This is a genomic window from Aggregicoccus sp. 17bor-14 (genome assembly GCF_009659535.1).
Taxonomy (GTDB): domain Bacteria; phylum Myxococcota; class Myxococcia; order Myxococcales; family Myxococcaceae; genus Aggregicoccus.
Genome location: NZ_VJZZ01000003.1, coordinates 300,884 through 321,638, shown reverse-complemented (window position 1 = coordinate 321,638; position 20,755 = coordinate 300,884). Strand labels below are relative to the sequence as shown.

Genomic DNA, 20,755 nt, shown 5'->3' with positions numbered 1-20,755 from the left:
TACGGGCGGGACGGGGTCGGGGCAGGACGGGGCGGTAGGGCAGGACGGGCGGGACGGGGTCGGGGCAGCACGGCAGGATGGGCGGGTCGGGCGGGGTGGCAGGACGGGGCAGTTCGGGAGTCTGGGCAGTACGGCAGGGCAGGGCAGTGGGGTCGGACGGGCGGGTCGGGGCAGCACGGCAGGACGGGGCGGTACGGCAACACGGGGCGGTACGGCATCACGGGGCAGCACGGCAGCACGGGGTAGGACGGGCGGGTCGGGGCGGTCGCAGGGCGGTACGGGGCAGCACGGGGAGCAGCGCAGGACGGGCGGGTCGGGGTCGGTCGCGGGCAGTACGGGGAGCGCGCAGCACGGGGCAGCACAGTGGTACGGGGCAGCACGGCAGCACGGGTCAGCACAGCGGTACGGGGCAGCACGGGCGGGACGGGGTCGGGCTGGGCTGAGCAGCACGGGGTGGCACGGGGAGTCGGGTCGTACGGGCGGGACGGGGTCGGGGCAGGACACGGCGGGCCGGGGGGACGGCCGTGAGCAGCACGGGGGAGGGGCAGTTCGCAGCACGCAGGACGGGCACGAGTCCCTGGGCAGGGCGCAGCACGGCCCTCCCAGGTCGAGCGGCCCGGGGGTGGAAGAGGGGGGGGGCCGGTCCTCAGCGCGGGACGTCCGAGCGCGAGGACCGGTTCACCTCAACCGGAGAGTTGCTGGGAGAGGAAGCGCAGCACCTGCGCCTCGGCCCAGAAGTCGGGGGCGTGCAGCTCGCCTCCCACGAAGCCCACGTGGCCTCCGCGCTCGGTCCTCAGGACGCGGAGGCGCGGGTTCTTCGCGGCGTCCTGCGGGATGCCGGGAGGAGGCACCATGGGATCGTCGCTCGCGCTGAGCAGCAGCGTGGGGCGCCGGATGGCGGCGAGGTGCGGGCCCGAGGAGGCGCGCGCGTAGTAGTCGCGCGCGCTGGTGAAGCCGTGCAGGGGCGCGGTGACGGCGTCGTCGAAAGCCACGAGCCCGCGCGCGCGCTCCATCGCCGCGACGTCGAAGGCGCCCGGAAAGCGCCGGGCCTTCTCGCGCGCCTTCTTCTTGAGCGTGCGCAGGAAGCGCTCGCGGTAGACGCGGTGGATGCCGCCGCCCGCGTCGATCCGCCGCGCGCAGGCCTCCAGGTCGTAGGGCACGCTCACCGCGGCGGCCGCGTCCACGGGCGCCGCGTCCCCGGTCTCCTCGAGCAGCCGGAGCAGCACGTTGCCCCCGAGCGAGAAGCCCACTGCGAAGAGGGGCCCCTGCACCTGGGCGCGCACGCGGCGCAGCACCTCGAGCGCATCCTCGGTGTCGCCCGAGTGGTAGGAGCGGGCGAGCCGGTTCGGCTCTCCGGAGCAGGAGCGGAAGTTGAGCGCAGTGGCGCCCCAGCCGAGCGCGTGCGCGCCGCGCACCACGGCCGCCACGTAGCCCGCGCGTGAGCTGCCCTCCAGCCCGTGCAGCACCACCACGTGCGGAGCGCCCGCGCGGCTGCCCTCGCAGTGGTCCAGGTCCACGAAGTCGCCGTCGTGGGTCTCGTAGCGCTCCCGGCGGCTCTCGGGCAGGTCCTTCGAGCGGAAGACCGAGGCGAAGATGGTCTGCGCGTGCGGGTTGCCCAGGAGGGGCGCGGGCACGAAGGGCGCGCTGGGCTCGAAGGCCGGCGGGAGCTCAGCGCCCACGCAGCGCCTCCACCCTGCGCGCAGCCGTGAGCGTGCGGCAGCCGCTCGCGCGCACCGCCTGCGCCTCCTCGGCGAGCCCGAACAGCGAGAGGTACTTGTGCACGCGCTCCTCCAGCGTGGGCGCCTCGATCATCCGGCACACCTGGTCCGCCGCGTAGTCGCGGCACACCTGGGGCCTGCGCTCGTACACCGTGCAGAGGTTGTCCTCGCCCAGGTGCGGGCAGCGCAGCCCCAGCGGCTTGTCCAGCGCGGCGATGTCCGGCGCGACGCAGCAGGCTCCGCAGCAGGTGCACTCCATCGCGCCCTCGCTCCTAGCCCCGCTCGCGGCGCACCGGCACGCGCTTGCCGCGCAGGGTGGCGCTCTTGAGCGCGTTGACCACGGCATCCGCCGCGTCGTCGGGGACCTCGACGAGCGAGTAGCCGTCTGCAATCTGGATGGCGCCGATGCGGCTGGAGGGCAGGCCCGCCTCGCCGGCGATGGCGCCCACCAGGTCCGCGGGGCGCATGCCCATCTTGCGCCCGGCGCCCACGAAGAGCTTCACCAGGTTCGTCTCGGGAGGGCCCTTGCGCCGCGGCGGGCCGGTGCGCTCGGCGCCGCCGTCCTCCGCGTCCGGGCGGGTGCCGCGCTCGGGGCGGCGGGGCCCGCGGCCCGGGTACTCGCCCACGCGCATGTTGCCCGTGCGCCGCTCGCCGCGCTCGGGCGCCGGTGCGGCGGTGGGGATGTCCTGCTCGTCCTCCTCCTTCGCGCCGTCCTGGGTCTGCTGGTGCAGCAGCTTCATCGCGGCGGCCGCCACGTCCAGCGCGCCGAACTCCGCGGAGAGGCTCTCCACCACGCCGCGGAAGGAGTCCAGCTCGCCGGCGATGAGCACCTCGTGCACGCTCGAGCGCAGGAGCTCGAGGCGGCGCGCGCGCAGGTCCGCCACGGTGGGCACGGTCGCGAGCTCGATGCGCTGGCCGGTGACGCGCTCGATGTTCTTGAGGAGGCGGCTCTCCTTGGGCTCCGCGAGCGTGATGGCCACGCCCTCACGGCCCGCGCGCCCCGTGCGCCCGATGCGGTGCACGTAGGCCTCGGGGGCGTTGGGCACGTCGTAGTTCACCACGTGGGTGAGCTTCTCGATGTCCAGGCCGCGCGCCGCCACGTCCGTGGCCACCAGCAGCTCCACGCCGTGCGCCTTGAACTGGCGCAGCACGCGGTCGCGCTGCTCCTGGCTCATGCCGCCGTGCAGCGCCTGGGCGCGCCAGCCGTGGGCGTTGAGGCTCACCGTGAGCTCGTCCACCTCGGTGCGGGTGCGGCAGAAGATGATGCAGCTGGTGGGCGCCTCCACGTCCAGCACGCGGCTGAGGGTGGCGGCCTTGTAGGCGCGCGGCACGATGTACGCCGTCTGGCGCACGCGGGGCATGGCGCCCGCCGCGAGCTTCTCCTTGGCGATCTTCACGCGCACCGGGTCCTTCAGGTGGCGCTCGGCGATGCCCACGATGCGCGGCGGCAGGGTGGCGCTGAAGAGAGCGGTCTGGCGGTCGGAGGGGGTCGCGTCGAGCAGCGTCTCGAGGTCCTCGGCGAAGCCCATGTCGAGCATCTCGTCCGCCTCGTCGAGCACCACCGTCTTCACCTTGTCCAGCTTGAGCGTCTTGCGCCCCAGGTGATCGATGGCGCGGCCCGGGGTGGCCACCACCACGTCGATGCCGCGCTTGAGCGCGCGCAGCTGCTGGCCGATGTCCTGGCCGCCGTAGAGCGGCAGGCAGCGGATGCCCAGCGCCTGGCCGTAGCGGTGCACCGCCTCGGCCACCTGCATCGCGAGCTCGCGGGTGGGTACCAGCACCAGCGCGCTGGCGCTGAAGGGCTCGGCGGCGCCCGGCACGATGCGCTGGAGCATCGGCAGCGCGAAGGCGGCCGTCTTGCCGGTGCCGGTGGCGGCGATGCCCAGCAGGTCGCGCCCCTGCAGCAGCGAGGGGATGCTCGCGCTCTGGATGGGAGTGGCCTCCTCGTAGCCCAGGGCGCTGAGCGCCGACAGGAGGGGCGGGAGAATGCCGAGGGCGTCGAAGCCGACGCCGGGGGTGGGGGATGACGGAGTGCCGTTGCTCAAGGTTCCTCCTTCTAACACCGGGTCCCTTCCGTCAAGGCGGCCCATCTGGAGGGCTTCGGGTCAGGGGGCCCGGTCTACCTTCGTCACCTCGCCCAGGTTTGTCACGGTGAGCCGCACGCGATCGCCCATCCGCCAACGCCCGAACTCGGCCTCGCCGTGGGGCTCGAGCAGGTGGGTGTGCGGGCCCTTCTTGCCCTCGTAGCGCACGCTGACCTGGTAGCCCTCCTCGCGGCGCAGCCGGTCCAGGGGGCCCGCCGCGAGCTCCGGCCAGCGGGGCGCGTCTGCATGGCCGCTCAGCGTGCGCGTGTCCGAGGGCGCCCAGGCGAAGGTGTCGTAGGTGCACTGGCGCCCGTAGACGGGCTCCTCGCGGTAGCGGGTGCGGTCGCGGCAGTCCTCGTAGGACTCGCTGCAGTACTTCGTCACGTCCTGGCAGGTCTCCTCGGCGAAGCCGTTGCCCTTGTCGCGGCGGGTGCAGCGCTCCTCGGAGCCGCAGGCCACCTTGCGGCTGCGGGTGCTGCACACGCGCTCGGTGCCGTCCGCCACCCGGCGGGTGCCGCGCTGGCGGCGCACGCAGTCGCGCACGTTCGCCACGCCTGCCACCTCGCCTGCCCCCTGCACCGGCATGCGCGGGGCCTGGCGGCGCAGCGCGTCCTCCCAGTCCTGGCGCTGCACGGGGCGGAAGGTCTCGCGGCGCACCGTGCGCGTCCAGGTGAGGTCCGCCACCTCGCCGCGCACCTCGTGCGTCTGGCCGCCCCACCAGCGGTAGACGCCGAAGCCCGCGAGCAGGAGCAGCAGCACCGGGAGGCACCCGGCGCGGCGCTTCTTCGGGGGCGCGGTGGCGACGGGCTCGGGCTGGGGCGGCGGGGAGGGCGCCCGCGCGCGGCGGCGCTCTGCCGGGTCCTCGGGGCGCTCGGCGTTGCAGCCGCGGCAGCGCGGCGCGTCCCCGCGGTTGGAGGCCTGGCAGTAGGGGCAGAACCAGTCCTCGCCGGCGCCGGCGAGCTCGCGCGCCGAGGCGTCCTGCACCCCCTCGCGCAGGCTCTTGCCGGTGGCGGGGTCCACCGCGCCGAAGTCGAAGTCGGACTCGCCGCCCGTCTCCTCGCGCGGGTTGCCGCAGGTGGGGCACTTCTTGTGGCGCCCGAGGATGCCCTGCGTGTCGCAGGAGGTGCAGCGCCAGGTGCCCTCGATGATGCGCGTGCGCGTGCCCATGCGGCGCTAGACCCAGAGCGCGCGGGGGAAGGGGACCTGCTGCACGGGGGGAAGCCCCGGGCGCAGCGGGCGCAGCATGGGCAGCGAGTCCTCGCGGGCTTCGCGCCGCGCGCCGGACACGCCCTCGACGCGCGCCGCCGTGCCCGGCTCCTCCCAGAGCACCACGCGCGCGAGGCCCACCTCGTGCGCCACCCGCTGCGCCGCGCCCAGCAGCGCGTGGGCCTGCGCGGGCTCTCGCGCATCGAGCATCAGCACCACCAGCTGGTTGCTCTTGGACACCATCGCCCAGAGCGCCGAGGCGTCCCCCACGCGCGCCCCGCAGGCCCGGGGCCGCGCGCGCGCGTGCAGCTGGGCGTAGATGCGCTCGCGCTCGAGGTGCCAGTCCACCTGCGCCGCGCTGGGCCAGAGGAAGAAGGGCGCGTCCGGGCGGCGCATGCGCGCGAGCACCGCGGGCGCCTCCGCCTCCTGGACGAGCGCGTCCACGCCCTCCCCGGCGCGGCCCGGAGCGGGGGGCAGCACCCAGTCGAAGGCGTCCTGGGCCCGGTAGCCGGAGCGCTCGTAGAGCGGGGTCCCCACGTCCGAGAAGAGCACCACCGCGTGGCCGCGCGGGCTCCGGCCCTCGAGGTGCGCGGCCACGAGGTCCATGAGGCGCGTGGCGTAGCCGCGGCCGCGCAGCCGCTCCTCGGTGTACACGCTCGCGATGGACCAGCTGTCGCCCGCTTCCAGCGCGCCTCCGGCCCCGCGCAGGAAGGAGTCGTTGTGGAAGGTCTCGCAGGAGGCGAGCACCTCGCCTGCGCCCCCGGCCCCGGTGGTGAGCAGCCAGGTCTGCATCCCGCGCGCCGTCCAGGGGTGGGCCCGCAGGCGCAGCTCGCGGGCGCAGAAGTCCGGGACGCTGAGCGTCTGGCCCCAGGCGGCGTGGGTGAGCCGGTCGCGCTGCTGCTTCTGGGCCTCGGTGGCGAGCGAGAGGTGCATGGCGAGGCGGGAGGTTAGCGCGCATCAGCGCAGCTGGGGGCGGCGCGAGCGGGTCCCCTTGCCAGGGGGCGCCGGGCGTGAGAGGGGGGCCGCCAGGATTCAACGGGGGAACGACAACGCATGAGGCTCTCCGATACCCACGCCCACCTCGCGCGGGAGCTGTTCGCGGCCTACGGCGCCGCGGACGTCGCGCGCCTCGAGCGGCTCATCGCCGAGGACGCCGTCTGGGAGGTGCCCGGGCGCAGCCAGCTCGCGGGCCGCCACCGGGGCCGGGCCGCGGTGCTCGACTACTTCGCGCGCCTCAAGACCCTGGGGAACTTCCAGGCCACGGTGCTGGACGTGCTGGGCAGCGACGCGGGCGCCGTGGTCATCGCGCGCTCGCGCGGCACCTTCGCCGAGCGCCAGTACGCCGGCGACTACTGCCTCTCGCTCACCTTCCGCGGCGGGCTGGTGCGCCGCGCGCAGCTCTTCCTCGAGGACACCTACGCCTTCGACGCCCTCTTCGGGGGCTAGGGCGCGCCAGGGAAGTGCAGGTAGCGAACAGCTCGGCGGGGGCTGGGCGGGCCCACCCATGGGAAGGGTGGGGTGGGAGTTGAAAACGGGGCGGGCCGCGGGCAGCGTGGCGCCCTTTTTTCCCGGGCGCACCTCCGCGCCCCCTCCCCGAGGACCCATGCTCCACACCGCCCTCCTTGTCGCCGCCGCGCTCCAGGCGCAGGCCCCTGCTGCCTCCACCTCGAAGGCCGCGGCCACCCCCGCCGCCGACGCCTCCGCCGAGGCCGCGCGCGCCGCCGCCTCCGCCGCCGAGCGTGCCGCGGCCGCCGCCGAGAGCTCCGCCGCCTCGAGCGCGCGCCTCGCCGAGGCCGCCGAGAAGCTCGCCGCCTCGGTCGAGGCGCAGCGCGCGGCCGGTGCTGCCGCCGCCCCGGCGCCCGCCCAGGGCTCTCCGGCCGCGGAGGCGACGGTGCCCGCGGTGAAGCCGAGCCCGTGGAAGGGCACGGTGGGCATCGGGCTCATCTCGCTCACCGGCAACTCCTCCACGCTCACCTTCAACAGCCTCGCGAGCGGCGAGTACAAGACGGAGCACTACATCGCCAGCGCCAAGGCCTACGGCGTGTACGGCCAGAGCCGGCTGCCGGAGCAGGCGGGGAGCACGGGGGACACCCAGACGGTGGCGCTCGCGGCCGGCGCGCAGCTGCGCGGCGACCGGCGCTTCACCCAGGTGGTGAGCGGCTACGTGCTGGTCGGCGCCGAGACGGACCACGTGAAGAGCGTGGAGGCGCGCGGCTTCGGCGAGGCGGGTACCGGCATCCTCTGGTGGGACGAGACCCGCGAGGGGGGCGGGGCGAGCGCGCTGCGCACGGACCTCGCGTTCCGCGTCGCGCGCGAGACCCGCTTCCAGTACTACCCCACCCGCCAGCACCTGGACGGGGTGACGCTGGGAGCGCCGCGCCTGGGCATCGCGTTCCGCTACGCGCTGAGCGAGCGGGTGGCCTTCCGCGAGGAGGCGGAGATCCTGCCCAACGTCATCGGTGATGCGCGCGTGCTGGCCAACAGCACCTCGAAGCTCTCCGCGGGCCTCACCGACTCGCTCGCGCTCACCGCGAGCCTGCTCGTGCAGCACGACAGCAAGCCGGCCGTGGGCAAGCGCCCCACGGACACCGCGCTGAGCGTGGGCGTGGAGCTGGGGCTCTAGGCCTCACCGGGCGGCGGCCCTGGCGGGCAGGGCGGCGGCGCTGCTCCGCCCGGGGCCTCCCCAAAAGCCGACGGCGCCGGGACCTGCCCCGGGAAGGGGACGGTCCGCGGCGCCGCGGCGTGCTGCACGGGTGGCGCGGGAGGCTCAGTGCCCCTGCGCGGGCTCCTGCTCCTCCTTGGGATGCGTGGAGCTGCCCGCCTTCTCGTTCTGCTGGTTCCCCTCGGGGAACTGGGCCTTGAGGAAGTCCTCGGTCACCGGCATGTCGCTCAGGCGCGAGCCCTGCGCGTTCTGCAGGGGGAAGCGCGTGGCGCTGTCGGTCAGGGCCATGGTCATCAGCAGCACGACGAAGAGCACGGACACGCCGATGATGAGGCGGTTGGCGCCCTGGTGCTCGGCGAGGTGCATGAAGTACAGCGCCACCAGCGTGCCCTTCACCGTGGCGATGAGCAGCGCCAGGGCGAGGCCGAAGTTGGGCAGGTGCATGCGGCCGGTGAGCACCGTGACCACGGTGAGGACCATCAGCACCACCCAGATGATCACGTACTTCGCGGGGCCGCTGTGGGCCTCGTGGTGCATCTCGCGGGACTCCCGCTTGGACTCGTTTGCGATCGCCATGGTCAGCGCCTCAGATGAGGTACAGCATCGGGAAGAGGAAGATCCACACCAGGTCCACGAGGTGCCAGTACATGCTGCCCAGCTCCACGGCGGTGAAATTGGCGTAGTTGAAGTGGTTCTTCATCGACCGCGACATCACCCAGGCCAGGATCCCCATGCCGATGATGACGTGGAAGGCGTGCAGGCCGGTGGAGAGGAAGTAGACGGTGAAGTACAGGGTGATGCCCGGCACCTGGATGCCGGCGAAGTGGTAGTACTTGCCCGGCAGCGTGCCCTGCTCGAACTTGTGGTGGTACTCGAAGCCCTTGATCACGAGGAAGCCGAGCGCCATCAGGAGGGTGAGCGCGATCATCAGCGTCACCATCTTGTTCTTGCTCGCCTTGGCGTAGTGCACCGCCATCGCGGCGGTGAACGACGAGGTGATCAGCACGATGGTGTTCACCGTGCCCAGGAACAGGTCCAGGTGGCGGCTGCCCTCGGCGAACGCCTCCGGGAAGTTGAAGCGGTAGAACCCGTAGCAGACGAAGAGGCCCGCGAAGAGCAGGATCTCGGTGCTGAGGAACAGCCACATGCCCAGGCGTGCAGCGTGGTTCTGCACGTCCAGCGTGGCGAAGTGCGCCGCGAACTTGGGCGCCTGGGTTCCCTCGGGGACGGACACGACGGGAGCGCTAGACTGCATCGGGGGCCTCGGCCTTCTTGGGGTCGACGTAGAAGTGGGGCTCCTCCGGGTACACCGGCTGCGGGCCCACGAAGTTGTGCGTGGGAGGCGGGCTCGCGGTCATCCACTCGTAGCCCTTGCTGTTCCAGGGGTTCGCGGCGGCCCGCTTGCCGGCCACGAGCGAGTGGATGAGGTAGATGGCCACGATCACCAGGCCCAGCGCGAGCACGGTGGCCCCCGCGGTGCTGGCCACGTGCAGCGCCTGGAAGCGCGCCGGGTACTCGTAGTAGCGGCGCGGCATGCCGGAGTTGCCCAGCAGGAACTGGGGGATGAAGGTGAAGTTGAAGCCCAGGATGATCAGGGCCGCGGACACCAGGCCCCACCCGTCGTGGTAGGTCTTCCCGAACATCTTGGGGAACCAGTAGTGCAGCGCGGCGAGGAAGCCCATCACCGTGCCGCCCACCATGATGAAGTGGAAGTGCGCCACGACGAAGTAGGTGTCGTGCCAGCTCACGTCCAGGCTCATCGTCGCCACCGCGATGCCGGTCATGCCGCCGAACACGGTGAAGTAGATGAAGCCGCAGAAGTAGGCGAAGGGGGTCTTGAAGTCGACCGCGCCGCGGTAGACCGTGCCCACCCAGTTGAACACCTTGATGGCGGTGAACACGCCCACCAGCATGGACAGCACGCTGAAGATGGCGCCGTCGAAGGTGCTCTGGCCGCTCACGAACATGTGGTGGCCCCAGGCGAAGAAGCCCACGAACGCGATGCCGATGGAGGAGTAGGCGACCGCGCGGTAGCCGAAGATGTTCTTGCGGCTGAAGGCGCTCACGATCTCGGACATCACGCCGAAGGTCGGCAGCACCATGATGTACACGGCCGGGTGGCTGTAGAACCAGAACAGGTGCTGGAAGAGCACCGGGTCGCCGCCGCGCGCCGGGTCGAACATGCCGAAGTTGAAGACGTTCTCACCGATGACCAGCAGCAGCAGCAGGCCGATGACCGGGGTCGCGAGCACCTGGATGATGCTGGTGGCGTAGATGGCCCACACGAACAGCGGCAGCTTGAACCAGGTGATGCCCGGCGCGCGCATGGTGTGCACCGTCACGATGAAGTTCAGGCCCGTGACGATGGAGCTGAAGCCCGTGATGAACACGCCGAAGAGGATGGGCGCGAGCGTGGTGGTCGTCTGGGTGCTGTAGGGCGTGTAGAAGGTCCAGCCCGTGTCCGCGCCGCCGTGCAGCATGCCCCAGATGGCGAGCGAGGCGCCGGTGAGGAAGATGTAGAGGCTGAGCAGGTTGAGGCGCGGGAAGGCCACGTCCTTGGCGCCCACCATGAGCGGCAGCATGAAGTTGCCGAACACGGCGGGAATCGCCGGGATCATGAACAGGAACACCATCACCACGCCGTGCAGCGTGAAGGCGCGGTTGTACGCCATGGCGTCCATGATGGTGGGGCCGGGCGTGAGCAGCTCGATGCGCACGAGCAGCGCGTAGATGCCGCCGACCAAGAAGAAGAGCAGCACGAAGAACAGGAACATCACCCCGATGCGCTTGTGGTCCACCGTCAGCAGCCACGACTTGATCGTGGTGCCGTCGGTCAGATAGCTCGGGTGGGCGTGCTCGCCGTGCGCATCGCCATGCGCACCTTCGTGCGCGGCGACCGCCTCGGGACTGGTGCTGCCGGTGACGGGAAGGCTCATGAGAAGGTCCCTCGGGAAGTCCTTGGGGCGCGCCCTTACTGCTCGGCGCGCAGGGTCTTGATGTACTCGACGATGGCGGCGCTCTCGGCGCCGTGCAGCTTGCCCTGGTAGCTCGGCATCACGTTGCCGAAGCCCGTGACGATGTGCGCACCGGGGTCCATCATCGACTGGGTGATGTAGGCCTCGTCCACGTGCACCTTCTGGCCGCCCTCGAGGCTCTCCTCGCGGTCATAGAGGCCGCGGAAGGTGGGCCCGATGTGGGGCGTGCCGTCCACGCTGTGGCACTTGAGGCAGCCCTGGCTGCCGACCAGCGCCTGGCCCTGCTCGGCCATGCGCGCGGGCGGGTCCACCAGGCTCACGTCCGCCAGCGCGTCCTGGCGGTTCTGCAGGCTGCCCTTGCGCTGCTCCTTCACCCAGGTGTCGAAGTCCTCGGGGGCGAGCACCACCACCTCCGCGAGCATCTTCGAGTGGGACAGGCCGCAGTACTCCGTGCAGAACACCTGGTAGGTGCCCGGCTTGGTGGCGTTGAACCACACCTGGGTGTAGCGGCCCGGCAGCACGTCCTTCTTGATGCGGAACGCCGGCACGAAGAAGGAGTGGATGACGTCGCGGCTGGTCATCAGCAGGCGCACGTCGCGGTTGGCGGGAACGTGCAGGACGTTCACGCCGTTGGGGCCCTCCGGGTAGGAGAACTTCCACATCCACTGCTTGCCCATGACGTAGACGTCCATCGCGTCCTTGGGCGGCTGGGTCATGTGCACGTAGTCGCGCAGGCCGATGGCGAACCAGGTGAGGAAGAACACCAGGGGCACGCTGATGAAGAGCGCCTCGGTCTTGAGGCTCGGCACCACGTAGTCCGTGTGCTGGTGGTCCTCGCGCCGGCGGTAGCGGAAGAAGAAGAAGATCGCGGCGGTGCCCACGCCGATCGACATGAGCATGGTCACGCCGACGACGAAGAAGTGCAGCGAGTCCACCTTCTCGGCGAACGTGGAGGCCTGCTCCGGGAGGAACAGGAGGTTGTGGAGGAAATCGTTCATACCGCCGTGCCTTTCTTCAGCTCGCGCCTCCAGAGGACCACGAGCATCGCGGAGAGGGCTCCGAAGACCGCGAGCGCGCCCAGCCGGAGAAATCCGAAGATGTAGAAGCCATACCGCCGCGAGGCGGCGTCATACTTGAAGCAGGACAGGATGATGCGCTCGAGGCTGAGGCCCACCTTGTTCTGCCGGGCCTCCACCAGCGCGAGCCCGACGTCCTGGGTGCGGAAGGAGGTGCCGTAGAGGTAGCGGGACACGGTGCCCGTGGGGCTGAGCACCTGGACCACCGCGGGGTGGGCGTACTGCTTCGTCGCCTCGTCGTACGTGTACTTGAAACCGACGCTGTCCGCGAGCGCGCGGATGTTCTGCTCGGTGCCGGTGAGGAAGCGCCAGTCCGCGTCCAGGGGCTTGCCCATGCTCTGCAGGTAGCGGCCGCGGCGCTCCTGGCTCTCGGCCGGGGTGTCCTTGGGGTCGATGCTGACGGTGAGGACGCTGTAGTCCTGGCCCAGCTTGAGGCCCAGCTCCTTCATGGCCCGCACCTGGTCGTTGACGACCAGGTTGCAGAGCATCTTGCAGCGGTAGAACACCAGCGTGAGCAGCACGGGCTTGCCCGGCTGCAGCCAGCTTGCGAAGGGACCCTCGCGGCCGGTGTCGTCCGTGAAGCGGGCCTGCAGCGCCACGGGCTCCCCGAGCTTCTCCACCACGTCCACCCCCTGCAGCGGAGGCGGCTCGCCGCTCTGGGCCCGGCGGATGACGTCATCCGACTCGAACTTGCCCGGCAGCGCGTGCGCGGGCGCCGTGGCGGCGAGCGCCAGCAGGGCCAGGACGGCAGCGAGGTTCGAGAGGGGGGAGCGCATGGGGGGCCTGCAGCGGGAAGGGGGAGGGCGAGGGGGTGGAGCGCGTCAGTAGGGGTTGCGCTTGCTCTGCGGAGGCGGGGCCGGGGGCGTGGAGGGCGGCGACTGCACCGCGGGCACCGGGGGGATGCCCTTGGCGGCGATGACCGAGTCCATGGCCTGGTCGATGGGCATGTGCACCACCTGGCCGGGCTTCTCGCCCCAGCCGTTCTTCAGCGCCAGCTGCTGGGCGCTGATCTTGGTGAGCGCGTGGCTGTCGACGTCGAACAGGCGCTGGTTCACGATGCCGATCTCGTACTGCCCGATGGCGGCCGGAGTGGGGGCGGGGCCGTCCGGCTGCGCCTCCTTCTCCGCGTGGGTGAGGATGCCGTAGGCGCCCAGCCCACCGATGCCGAAGAGCACCAGCGAGCCGATGCCCACCGCGAGCACCTTGCCCATGCTGAAGTGGTCCTCTTCCGCGGCCACCCCGTGCGCACCGGTGACGATGCGCGACTCGAGCTCACTCTGGGTCTTCTTCATGGCTGCACGTACCTCAGCGAGTCAGCGATGTAGGGGTCCTTCACCGGCAGGCTGTACTGGCCGCGGAAGCGGAAGAGGCCGTAGGCCACCGAGAGGCCGCCCACGCCCGCGAACGCCGTGACGAGCGTGAAGTGGAAGGTGGGGCTGCCCGCGCTGTAGGCCGGCCAGACGAGCCAGTACAGGTCGATGAAGTGGATGACCAGGATGTAGGTGGCGATGACCGCGAGCGGCCGGGGCTGCAGCTTGATGTCGCGGCTGAGCAGCACGAAGAAGGGGATGACGAAGTGCCCGAAGAACAGGGCGATCGACATCGGGCGCCAGCCGCCGAAGATGCGCACCGAGTACCAGGCGGCCTCCTCGGGGAGGTTCGCGATCCACACGAGCAGCGCCTGGCTGAAGCCGATGTAGGCCCAGAAGGCGACGAACGCGAGCAGGAACTTGCCCAGGTTGTGCAGGTGGTGCGTCGTCACCAGGTTGCCGTACAGGTTGTCCCCGCGCGCGTTCACGGTGGCGATGGTCAGCACCGCGAATGCGGCCAGGAAGCTGCCGGCGAAGTAATACGCGCCGTAGATGGTGGACTGCCAGAGCGGCGTGAGGCTCATCAGCCAGTCGAAGCCAGCAAAAGTAATGGTGAGCCCAAGGAAGGGGAGGCTGCCCGGACCCAGGCGGCGCGCCTTGTTGGTGAGCTCGAGCTCACCGGTCTCGTCCTGGCGGGTGCTCCAGCCGAAGAGCCGGTTGCTCACGAAGATCCAGACGAGGAAGTAGATGACCTGGCGCGCGATGAAGAACGGCATGTTCAGGTAGCCGTGCTGCTTGTGCGCGAGCTGGTGCAGCTCTTCCGCGTTGTAGGTGTCCGGCGTGGTGTGCCAGGGGTACAGGTACTTCATGCCCACGAAGATGATGGGCAGGATGAGCACCGCGAACACACCCACGCTCACGCCCTGGGTCTCCAGCGCGCGGCGCACCACCGTGGGCCACTTGGCCTTCGCGGTGTGGAAGATGCAGAGCAGGATGATGGACGCCACCGCGATGCCGCACCAGTAGGCGAACGCGAGGAGGTAGCTGAACATGGTGGCCTGCGGGTTCATGAAGAACCCCACGGCCGTGAGCAGCAGGCCCGCCAGGCCGATCACGCCCGAGACGAGCATGGCCTTGGAGCCGCCGGTGAAGCGCTCGATGGAAATCATCGGTTCTCCTGAGGGGGGGGCTGCGCGCCGGGGGCAGAGGGGCCGCTCTTGCGGGCGGTCTGCAGCGCGCGGACGTAGGCGACGATGGCCCAGCGGTCCTGGACGTCGATCTCACCGGAGAAGCTGGGCATCACGCCGTAGCCCTCGGTGATGGCGGCGAAGAAGTGGCCGTTCGGCTTGTTCTGCAGCTCGAGCAGGCTGGGCGGCAGGCGCAGCGCCATGTTCTCGGCGACCACGCTGTTGCCGTCACCGAGCACGCCGTGGCACTGGGCGCACACGATGTTGTAGCGCTTCTGGCCGCGGGCGAGCACCGCCTGGTTCAGCTCGATGGGCATGTCCACCACGAACTGGCCGTTCATGCGGCCGGTGGTGAGCGCGGGGTTGCCCACCGGGCGCTGGCGCGGAACCGTGTGGTCCGGCGGCAGGCGCATGGCGCGGCCGTCGGCGAAGAACTCGGACTCCTCGTAGTAGCTGTAGCGCGGCTGCGACTCCATGCGCTGCAGGAAGTCCGAGGAGATGTCACAGCCGGCGAGCGCGAGCGCCGCGACTGGCAGGAGGAGCCGCCTCATTCCTTCTCTCCGGTGACGACGGACACCTGGGTCGCGCCCAGGGCCGTGAGCTGGTTCATCACCTCGGTGGCGTCCGTGCCGGTCGCGTGCCCCACGCTCAGCCAGTAGCCGTGCGTGGAGGCGCTGCGGAAGGCCTCGTTCTCGAACACCGGGTGGTAGGGCTGCGGGAGGCGCGACAGGCCGAAGAGCCCGAACACGATGCTCAGGGCGCTGATGAGCACCGTGAGCTCGAACATGATGGGGAACCACGAGGGCAGGCTGAACAGCGGACGGCCACCCACGTTGATGGGGTAGTCGAAGGTGTTCATGTACGTCTGCATGGCGAAGGCCGTGATGAGGCCGGTCATCGCGCCGGTGAGCGCGATGAGCGGGACCTTGGAGCGCGGCAGGCCGAGGGCCTCCGAGCCACCGTGCAGCGGGTAGGGCGAGTAGGTGTCGAGGTTCGTGTACCCCTTGAGGCGCACCGTGTTGGTGGCCTCCACCAGGGCGGTGGGGGTGGGGAACTCGGCGAGCACCCAGCTATCGAGGACCTTGGCTTCCATGGGCTTAGTGCGCTCCCTCGGTGTGAGCGTGGCCGTGAGCGTGGCCACCGCCGTGCGCGGCGTGCTCGGCGTGGTGGCGCAGCTCGAGCTGCAGCTCCTTCACCTCGCTGATGGCCACGGCCGGGACGAACTTGAGGAACAGCAGGAACAGGGTGCCGAACAGGCCCAGGGTACCGATGTAGATGGACCAGTCCACCCAGGTGGGCGCGTACACGTCCCAGCTGGAGGGCAGGAAGTCCTGGCTCAGCGAGGTGACGATGATGATGAAGCGCTCGCACCACATGCCGATGTTCACCACGATGCTGGCCACCCACATGATGGGGATGGACTGGCGGCACTTGCGGAACCAGAAGATGTTCGGCGTGACCACGTTGCAGGTGATCATCAGCCAGTACACCGGCGCGTAGGGACCCGTGGCGCGGTTCACGTAGAAGGTCCACATCTCGTACTCGTTGCCGGAGTACCAGGCGATGAAGTGCTCCATCATGTAGCCGTAGGACACGAGCAGGCCGGTCGCGAGGATGACCTTGTTCATGTTCTCGAGGTGGCGGTCCGTGATGACGTCGCGCAGGCCGAGGTACTTGCGCGCGGGCACCATCAGCGTCACCACCATGGCGAAGCCGCTGAACACGGCGCCGGCCACGAAGTAGGGCGGGAAGATGGTGGCGTGCCAGCCGGGGATGAGGCTGGTGGCGAAGTCGAAGGACACGATCGTGTGCACGCTGAGCACCAGCGGGGTGCTGAGGCCCGCGAGCAGCAGGTACGCGATCTTGTAGTTGTGCCAGTGCCGCCCGCTGCCGCGCCAGCCGAGGCTGAACATGCCGTACACGGTGCGCGCGACCTTGCTCTTGGACGAGTCACGCAGCGCGGCGAGGTCCGGGATGAGGCCCACGTACCAGAACAGGGCGCTCACGGTGATGTACGTGGACACCGCGAACACGTCCCACACCAGGGGGCTGCGGAACTGCGGCCAGGCGCCCAGGGTGGAGGGGTAGGGGAAGAGCCAGAACGCGAACCAGGGGCGGCCCGTGTGCAGCAGCGGGAAGAGGCCCGCGCACATGACCGCGAACAGGGTCATGGCCTCCGCGAAGCGGTTGATGGAGGTGCGCCACTTCTGCTGGAAGAGCAGGAGGATGGCGCTGATGAGGGTACCGGCGTGGCCGATACCCACCCACCACACGAAGTTGATGATGCCGAAGCCCCAGCCCACCGGCTGGTTGTTGCCCCACACGCCGATGCCGCGGGCGAGCGTGTACGTCACGCCGACCACGAGCAGACCGAGCAGGGTGAGGGTGCAGCCCATCAACATGAACCAGCCCTTGCCGGGCTTGCGCCAGACGTGGTCGAGCAGGGTCTCGTTGAGGGTGGCGTCGTCGTGGTGCGGCGCCACCAGGTGGCGCGGCTCCAGCGGGTCGACCGCGTAGGGGACGGTAGCGATCTCGGCCATGACTCAGTGGCCTCCTTCGTGCTCAGCCTGGGGAGCCTCGGCGACGAGGTCCGGGTGGGGATTGCGGACGCGGACCAGGTGGCTGGTGCGCGGGCGGGTGCCGAGCTCGTGCAGCAGCTTGTAGGCACGCGGGTCCTCGTGCAGCGCCGCCACGGCCCAGGGCTTCTCGCCCTTGGGGACCTGCAGCGTGCCGAACACGATGGCCTGGGTGGGGCAGGTCTGCTGGCAGGCGGTCTTGAGCTCCGCCTCGCGGATGCTGCGCTTCTCGATGCGCGAGTTGATGCGGGTGCGCTCGATGCGCTGCACGCAGTACGTGCACTTCTCCATCACGCCGCGCGCGCGCACCGTGACGTCCGGGTTCATCAGCATCTTCTCCGGCGCGGTCTTGCCGCCGGTGAAGTGCAGGTAGTTGAAGCGGCGGACCTTGTAGGGGCAGTTGTTCGAGCAGTAGCGGGTGCCGACGCAGCGGTTGTACACCATCTCGTTGAGGCCCTCGTCCGAGTGGACGGTGGCGTTCACGGGGCACACGTACTCGCAGGGCGCCTTCTCGCAGTGCACGCACATCACCGGCTGCATCACCATCTCCGGGTCGCGCTCGTCACCGGAGAAGTAGCGGTCGATGCGCAGCCAGGCCATCTCGCGGCCCTTGCCCACCTGCTCCTTGCCCACGACCGGGATGTTGTTCTCGGCCTGGCAGGCGACGACGCACGCGGCGCAGCCGGTGCAGCGGGCCAGGTCGATGGCCATGCCCCACTTGTAGCCCTCGTAGGGGTAGTCCGCGAGCAGGTTCACCTGCTCGCCGCGCACGCGCTCGAGGACCTTGGGCTCCTTCTTGAACTCGTCGTAGCTCATGTCGAGCGCGAGCGGGCGGCCCTCCATGCGCCAGTGGATCTGGGTGAGCGAGAACTTGTAGCTCTTGCGCACCTTGGTCACGGTGGCGCCGCCGTCGAACCAGGGGGCGTCCGTGCGGCGCAGCAGGTTGGCGTTGACGCCCACGCCCTGCGCCACGGTCTCGTGCAGGCCGGTGCGGCCGTAGCCGATGGCGAGCGTGAGGGTGTCGTCCGCGTGGCCGGGCACGATCCACACGGGGGCCTCGAGGCTGCGGCCGCCGTACTGGATGGTGACCACGTCGCCGGCCTCGAGGTTCTTCGCGCCCGCGGTGGCCGGGCTGAGCAGCGCGGCGTTGTCCCAGGTCATCTTGGTGACCGGGTGCGCGAGCTCCTGCAGCCAGGCGTTGTTGGCGAAGCGGCCGTCGTAGACCTTGTAGTCGGGGACGAAGTTGATCTCGAGCTCGCCCCCGGCCGGCTGCTGGTAGGCGGCGAGCGCCTGGGCGGCGCGGCCGTAGTCCGGGGTCACCTGCACGGCCTGGGCGGCGGAGCGGGGCACGAAGCCCTCGCCCACCCAGGTCTCCCACGCGGTCTCGAAGTCACCGGCGCCCGCCTGGGTGCGCCAGTAGTCGCGCAGCAGGGCGTAGCTGCTGGGCAGCGCGCCGTTCGGGTTGTTGCCGAGGAACAGCGCGAGCAGCTCGCTCTCGGAGACGCCGTTGTAGAGCGGCTGGATGAGCGGCTGGCCGAGGGTGACGGTGCCGTCGATGGAGCGGCCGTCCGCCCAGGTCTCCATGGGGTGCGCGGCCGGGACGAACCAGTCCGCGTGGGCGCTGGTCTCGTCCTCGTGCATGCTGGTGTAGAGCACGCGCAGGTTGCCGCGGTTCGCGTTCTTCGTCGCGTCCAGCAGCTCGGCGAGGCCCGCGTCCGCGGGGGCCGCGTACACGGGGTTCCAGGCGGTGATGACCAGGGTGTCCGCGGCGCCGCTCTTGAGCTCCTCGGCGAGCGCGCGCAGGGCGCTCGGGCCGGTGGGCTGGCTGCCCGGGGCCGGCACGAAGGTGACGGTCTTGCCCACGCTGCCCAGCGCCGCGTTGATGGCGTGCGCCATGGCGTGCACGGCCGCCGGCATGCGCTCGCCGGCGACGACGACGCTGCGGCCCGCCTTGCTCTTGAGGTCCGCGGCGACGGTGGCCACGAACTTCTGGGCGCTGGGCGGGAGCGGGAACTTGCCCGCGGCGGAGGCCAGCTGCGCGGCGGGGCCGCCCACGGCCTGCAGCACGGCGGCCGCCACGGCGGCGACCTCGGCGCTCTTCACCCGCAGGCGGTGGTCCGCCATGCCGCCGGTGATGGTCATGCGGGGCTCGGCCACGTAGAGGCGGTTGAGCTCGCCCACGTTCGGGTCGCGGCGGTTGGCGAAGGCGCGCGCGTAGGCGAGGTTCGCCGGGCGGCTCTCGAGGAAGTCCGCGTCCAGGCTGAGGATGACGTCCGCCTGGCTGAAGTCGTAGAGCGCGGTGAGGCTCTGGCCGAAGAGCGCGTTGGCGCCCTCGCTGGCCGGGTCCTGGGTCACGCCCACGAACTCCACGAACTTGGCCTGGGGCAGCTTCTGCCCGATGCGCTTGCGCAGGTCCTGCAGGGTGGGGCCCGCGTTGGGCTCCACGAGGAAGCGGATCTTCGCGCCGCCGTCGGTCGCGGCGGCCTTGTTCACCAGCGCGGCCACGTCCTCGGCGAGCGTGCGCAGCGCCTTGGGGCTCTTGCCCTGGCGCAGCACGCGGGCGCGCTGCGGGTCATAGAGGCTGAGCAGCAGCGCCTGCTCGAAGGGGCCGGCGGCGCCCTGGTTCACCGGGTGCTGGGGGTTGCCCTCCACCTTGGTGGGGCGACCCTCCCAGGCGGTGACGAGCAGGCCGCTGGTGTGGCCGCCGAAGGTGAAGGCGCTCGCGTAGGTGAGCGGGTTGCCCGGCGCCAGACCCGTGGGGGTCTTGGTGTAGGGCAGCATCTTCTCGTTCACGGGGCGGGTGCTGCAGGCGCTCACGCCGGCGAGCGCGAGGCTCGCGCCGAGCAGCTGCATGAACTCGCGGCGCATGAAGCCGGAGGGGGGCAGGTCCGCGCCCTCGGGGAACTCGGGGCGGGTGGCCTCGAGGAACTCGGGGGTGGCCAGCTTCTCCTCGATGGAGCGCCAGTAGGTCTTGCCGTAGCCGGCCGGCGTGGTGCCGGAGGCCGCGGGCACGCTGGCGGCGGCGTCGAACATCTCGCCGACGGCGTCGTGCGTGTGGTCCGCGCCATGGCTGCTGGCGGGGGCCGGGGTCGCGTCACTCACGACAGGGAGCGCGAACGAAGTAGGGGAGGTGTCCTTCATGGGGGCGCCAGGGTGCTTCGGGTTCAGCGGTGGCACGTGGTGCAGCTCGTGCGCGAGTGGACGTCGTACTGGGCCGCGAGCGTCTTTCCGTACTCGACCGGGTCCACGCCCTCGGGCGGCTTCCAGGTCATGGAGGTGATGGCCTCGGCCGGACGCAGGTTCGGCGCGGGGTTGCGGTGGCAGTCCAGGCACCAGCCCATGGTGAGCGGGGCCTGCTGGTACACGGCGCCCATCTGGTCCACGCGGCCGTGGCAGGTGACGCAGCCGACGCCCTTGTTCACGTGGATGGAGTGGTTGAAGTAGACGAAGTCCGGCAGGTTGTGCACCCGCACCCAGGGGATGGGCTGGTCGGTGAAGAAGGCCTTGCGCACCTCGTTGAGGTACGGGCTCTTGTTCCACACCTGCGCGTGGCAGCTGACGCACACCGTGGTGGACGGGATGCCGGCGGACGGGGAGTTCTCCACCGTCCAGTGGCAGTAGCGGCAGTCGATCTGCTCGTCACCCGCGTGATGGCGGTGATCGAACTCGATGGGCTGCTCCACCGGGTGGAACTGGTTGGTCACCAAGGGCGAGCGGACGTAGGCCATGAGGCCGCCGATCGCGATGGCGGGGATCGCAAGGAGGGCCGCGGCAGACAGCCGCGACACCGTGTTCGTCCAGCGTGGGAAGAGAGGACCGCTCATACCAGGACCGGGGGCAAGCAGTGGACCACTTCGGGAGATGTCTTCTTCAATGACTTCAGACCGGAAGGGCTTACGCAGCGACTCGAGTTGCGCGGAAGGAGCGCGGACCGCATATGCCATGAGCCGCCGGACGTTGC

At 70.7% G+C, this 20,755-nt stretch carries 19 protein-coding genes; 2 read left to right on the top strand and 17 right to left on the bottom strand.

Features of this window, described 5'->3' with window-relative positions:
* Positions 1 to 683: 683 nt before the first annotated feature.
* Genes FGE12_RS07790 through FGE12_RS07770 form a run of 5 tightly spaced genes read right to left on the bottom strand, consistent with a single transcriptional unit; the run spans position 684 to position 5,941 of the window.
* Positions 684 to 1,679, bottom strand: a complete 996-nt coding sequence (locus FGE12_RS07790; RefSeq protein WP_194797687.1) for a hydrolase — start codon at positions 1,677 to 1,679, stop codon at positions 684 to 686.
* Positions 1,669 to 1,977 (bottom strand): YkgJ family cysteine cluster protein, encoded by a 309-nt coding sequence (locus tag FGE12_RS07785; RefSeq protein WP_153865758.1) that lies wholly within the window; start codon positions 1,975 to 1,977, stop codon positions 1,669 to 1,671. Before FGE12_RS07785 ends, FGE12_RS07790 begins: the two co-directional genes overlap by 11 nt.
* A gap of 13 nt (positions 1,978 to 1,990) precedes the next feature.
* Positions 1,991 to 3,763 carry a DEAD/DEAH box helicase gene (locus FGE12_RS07780; RefSeq protein ID WP_228530645.1) on the bottom strand — a complete coding sequence of 591 codons (1,773 nt, stop codon included), beginning with the start codon at positions 3,761 to 3,763 and terminating at the stop codon, positions 1,991 to 1,993.
* Between the two features lie 60 nt (positions 3,764 to 3,823).
* Positions 3,824 to 4,969 (bottom strand): hypothetical protein, encoded by a 1,146-nt coding sequence (locus tag FGE12_RS07775; RefSeq protein ID WP_153865756.1) that lies wholly within the window; start codon positions 4,967 to 4,969, stop codon positions 3,824 to 3,826.
* A 6-nt stretch (positions 4,970 to 4,975) separates the two neighbouring features.
* Positions 4,976 to 5,941, bottom strand: a complete 966-nt coding sequence (locus tag FGE12_RS07770; RefSeq protein WP_153865755.1) for a GNAT family N-acetyltransferase — start codon at positions 5,939 to 5,941, stop codon at positions 4,976 to 4,978.
* Between the two features lie 120 nt (positions 5,942 to 6,061).
* Here FGE12_RS07770 and FGE12_RS07765 point away from each other — a divergent pair, with 120 nt between their 5' ends.
* Complete coding sequence (locus FGE12_RS07765; RefSeq protein ID WP_153865754.1) at positions 6,062 to 6,454, top strand: nuclear transport factor 2 family protein; 393 nt, start codon at positions 6,062 to 6,064, stop codon at positions 6,452 to 6,454.
* Positions 6,455 to 6,611: 157 nt separating this feature from the next.
* Positions 6,612 to 7,631, top strand: coding sequence for a DUF481 domain-containing protein (locus FGE12_RS07760; RefSeq protein WP_153865753.1), 1,020 nt, complete (start codon positions 6,612 to 6,614; stop codon positions 7,629 to 7,631).
* A 144-nt stretch (positions 7,632 to 7,775) separates the two neighbouring features.
* Here the strand turns inward: FGE12_RS07760 and FGE12_RS07755 are convergent, their stop codons facing one another.
* Genes FGE12_RS07755 through FGE12_RS07700 form a run of 12 tightly spaced genes read right to left on the bottom strand, consistent with a single transcriptional unit; the run spans position 7,776 to position 20,618 of the window.
* Entirely contained in the window at positions 7,776 to 8,246 is a 471-nt protein-coding gene (locus FGE12_RS07755) for a cytochrome C oxidase subunit IV family protein (RefSeq protein ID WP_153865752.1), read from the bottom strand.
* A gap of 10 nt (positions 8,247 to 8,256) precedes the next feature.
* Positions 8,257 to 8,925: a cytochrome c oxidase subunit 3 family protein gene (locus FGE12_RS07750; RefSeq protein WP_153865751.1), complete on the bottom strand. Its 669-nt coding sequence runs from the start codon at positions 8,923 to 8,925 to the stop codon at positions 8,257 to 8,259.
* Complete coding sequence (locus FGE12_RS07745) at positions 8,915 to 10,606, bottom strand: cbb3-type cytochrome c oxidase subunit I (RefSeq protein WP_153865750.1); 1,692 nt, start codon at positions 10,604 to 10,606, stop codon at positions 8,915 to 8,917. Before FGE12_RS07745 ends, FGE12_RS07750 begins: the two co-directional genes overlap by 11 nt.
* A 35-nt stretch (positions 10,607 to 10,641) precedes the next feature.
* On the bottom strand, positions 10,642 to 11,643 hold the full coding sequence (gene coxB, locus FGE12_RS07740; RefSeq protein WP_153865749.1) for a cytochrome c oxidase subunit II: 1,002 nt from the start codon (positions 11,641 to 11,643) through the stop codon (positions 10,642 to 10,644).
* On the bottom strand, positions 11,640 to 12,497 hold the full coding sequence (locus FGE12_RS07735; protein WP_153865748.1) for an SCO family protein: 858 nt from the start codon (positions 12,495 to 12,497) through the stop codon (positions 11,640 to 11,642). The genes coxB and FGE12_RS07735 overlap by 4 nt, the downstream gene beginning before the upstream one ends.
* A 45-nt stretch (positions 12,498 to 12,542) precedes the next feature.
* Positions 12,543 to 13,013, bottom strand: coding sequence for a hypothetical protein (locus FGE12_RS07730; RefSeq protein WP_153865747.1), 471 nt, complete (start codon positions 13,011 to 13,013; stop codon positions 12,543 to 12,545).
* Positions 13,010 to 14,200 (bottom strand): hypothetical protein, encoded by a 1,191-nt coding sequence (locus FGE12_RS07725; RefSeq protein ID WP_153865746.1) that lies wholly within the window; start codon positions 14,198 to 14,200, stop codon positions 13,010 to 13,012. The genes FGE12_RS07730 and FGE12_RS07725 overlap by 4 nt, the downstream gene beginning before the upstream one ends.
* Complete coding sequence (locus tag FGE12_RS07720; RefSeq protein WP_153865745.1) at positions 14,197 to 14,769, bottom strand: cytochrome c; 573 nt, start codon at positions 14,767 to 14,769, stop codon at positions 14,197 to 14,199. The genes FGE12_RS07725 and FGE12_RS07720 overlap by 4 nt, the downstream gene beginning before the upstream one ends.
* A complete protein-coding gene (locus FGE12_RS07715; RefSeq protein ID WP_153865744.1) occupies positions 14,766 to 15,311 on the bottom strand; it encodes a DUF3341 domain-containing protein in 546 nt (181 codons plus the stop codon). Before FGE12_RS07715 ends, FGE12_RS07720 begins: the two co-directional genes overlap by 4 nt.
* A gap of 4 nt (positions 15,312 to 15,315) precedes the next feature.
* Positions 15,316 to 16,758, bottom strand: a complete 1,443-nt coding sequence (gene nrfD, locus FGE12_RS07710; RefSeq protein WP_153865743.1) for an NrfD/PsrC family molybdoenzyme membrane anchor subunit — start codon at positions 16,756 to 16,758, stop codon at positions 15,316 to 15,318.
* A gap of 3 nt (positions 16,759 to 16,761) precedes the next feature.
* Entirely contained in the window at positions 16,762 to 19,935 is a 3,174-nt protein-coding gene (locus FGE12_RS07705; RefSeq protein ID WP_228530644.1) for a TAT-variant-translocated molybdopterin oxidoreductase, read from the bottom strand.
* A gap of 23 nt (positions 19,936 to 19,958) precedes the next feature.
* Positions 19,959 to 20,618, bottom strand: coding sequence for a cytochrome c3 family protein (locus FGE12_RS07700; protein WP_153865742.1), 660 nt, complete (start codon positions 20,616 to 20,618; stop codon positions 19,959 to 19,961).
* Positions 20,619 to 20,755: the final 137 nt, after the last annotated feature.

Bases quoted from the DNA above. Each gene is read 5' to 3' on its own strand.
- FGE12_RS07735 (WP_153865748.1), bottom strand. From the start codon at position 12,497: ATGCGCTCCCCCCTCTCGAACCTCGCTGCCGTCCTGGCCCTGCTGGCG.
- FGE12_RS07765 (WP_153865754.1), top strand. From the start codon at position 6,062: ATGAGGCTCTCCGATACCCACGCCCACCTCGCGCGGGAGCTGTTCGCG.
- FGE12_RS07785 (WP_153865758.1), bottom strand. From the start codon at position 1,977: ATGGAGTGCACCTGCTGCGGAGCCTGCTGCGTCGCGCCGGACATCGCC.
- FGE12_RS07730 (WP_153865747.1), bottom strand. From the start codon at position 13,013: ATGAAGAAGACCCAGAGTGAGCTCGAGTCGCGCATCGTCACCGGTGCG.
- FGE12_RS07720 (WP_153865745.1), bottom strand. From the start codon at position 14,769: ATGAGGCGGCTCCTCCTGCCAGTCGCGGCGCTCGCGCTCGCCGGCTGT.
- FGE12_RS07715 (WP_153865744.1), bottom strand. From the start codon at position 15,311: ATGGAAGCCAAGGTCCTCGATAGCTGGGTGCTCGCCGAGTTCCCCACC.
- FGE12_RS07700 (WP_153865742.1), bottom strand. From the start codon at position 20,618: ATGAGCGGTCCTCTCTTCCCACGCTGGACGAACACGGTGTCGCGGCTG.
- FGE12_RS07775 (WP_153865756.1), bottom strand. From the start codon at position 4,969: ATGGGCACGCGCACGCGCATCATCGAGGGCACCTGGCGCTGCACCTCC.
- FGE12_RS07760 (WP_153865753.1), top strand. From the start codon at position 6,612: ATGCTCCACACCGCCCTCCTTGTCGCCGCCGCGCTCCAGGCGCAGGCC.
- FGE12_RS07770 (WP_153865755.1), bottom strand. From the start codon at position 5,941: ATGCACCTCTCGCTCGCCACCGAGGCCCAGAAGCAGCAGCGCGACCGG.
- FGE12_RS07705 (WP_228530644.1), bottom strand. From the start codon at position 19,935: ATGAAGGACACCTCCCCTACTTCGTTCGCGCTCCCTGTCGTGAGTGAC.
- FGE12_RS07755 (WP_153865752.1), bottom strand. From the start codon at position 8,246: ATGGCGATCGCAAACGAGTCCAAGCGGGAGTCCCGCGAGATGCACCAC.
- FGE12_RS07725 (WP_153865746.1), bottom strand. From the start codon at position 14,200: ATGATTTCCATCGAGCGCTTCACCGGCGGCTCCAAGGCCATGCTCGTC.
- FGE12_RS07750 (WP_153865751.1), bottom strand. From the start codon at position 8,925: ATGCAGTCTAGCGCTCCCGTCGTGTCCGTCCCCGAGGGAACCCAGGCG.
- coxB (WP_153865749.1), bottom strand. From the start codon at position 11,643: ATGAACGATTTCCTCCACAACCTCCTGTTCCTCCCGGAGCAGGCCTCC.
- FGE12_RS07745 (WP_153865750.1), bottom strand. From the start codon at position 10,606: ATGAGCCTTCCCGTCACCGGCAGCACCAGTCCCGAGGCGGTCGCCGCG.
- nrfD (WP_153865743.1), bottom strand. From the start codon at position 16,758: ATGGCCGAGATCGCTACCGTCCCCTACGCGGTCGACCCGCTGGAGCCG.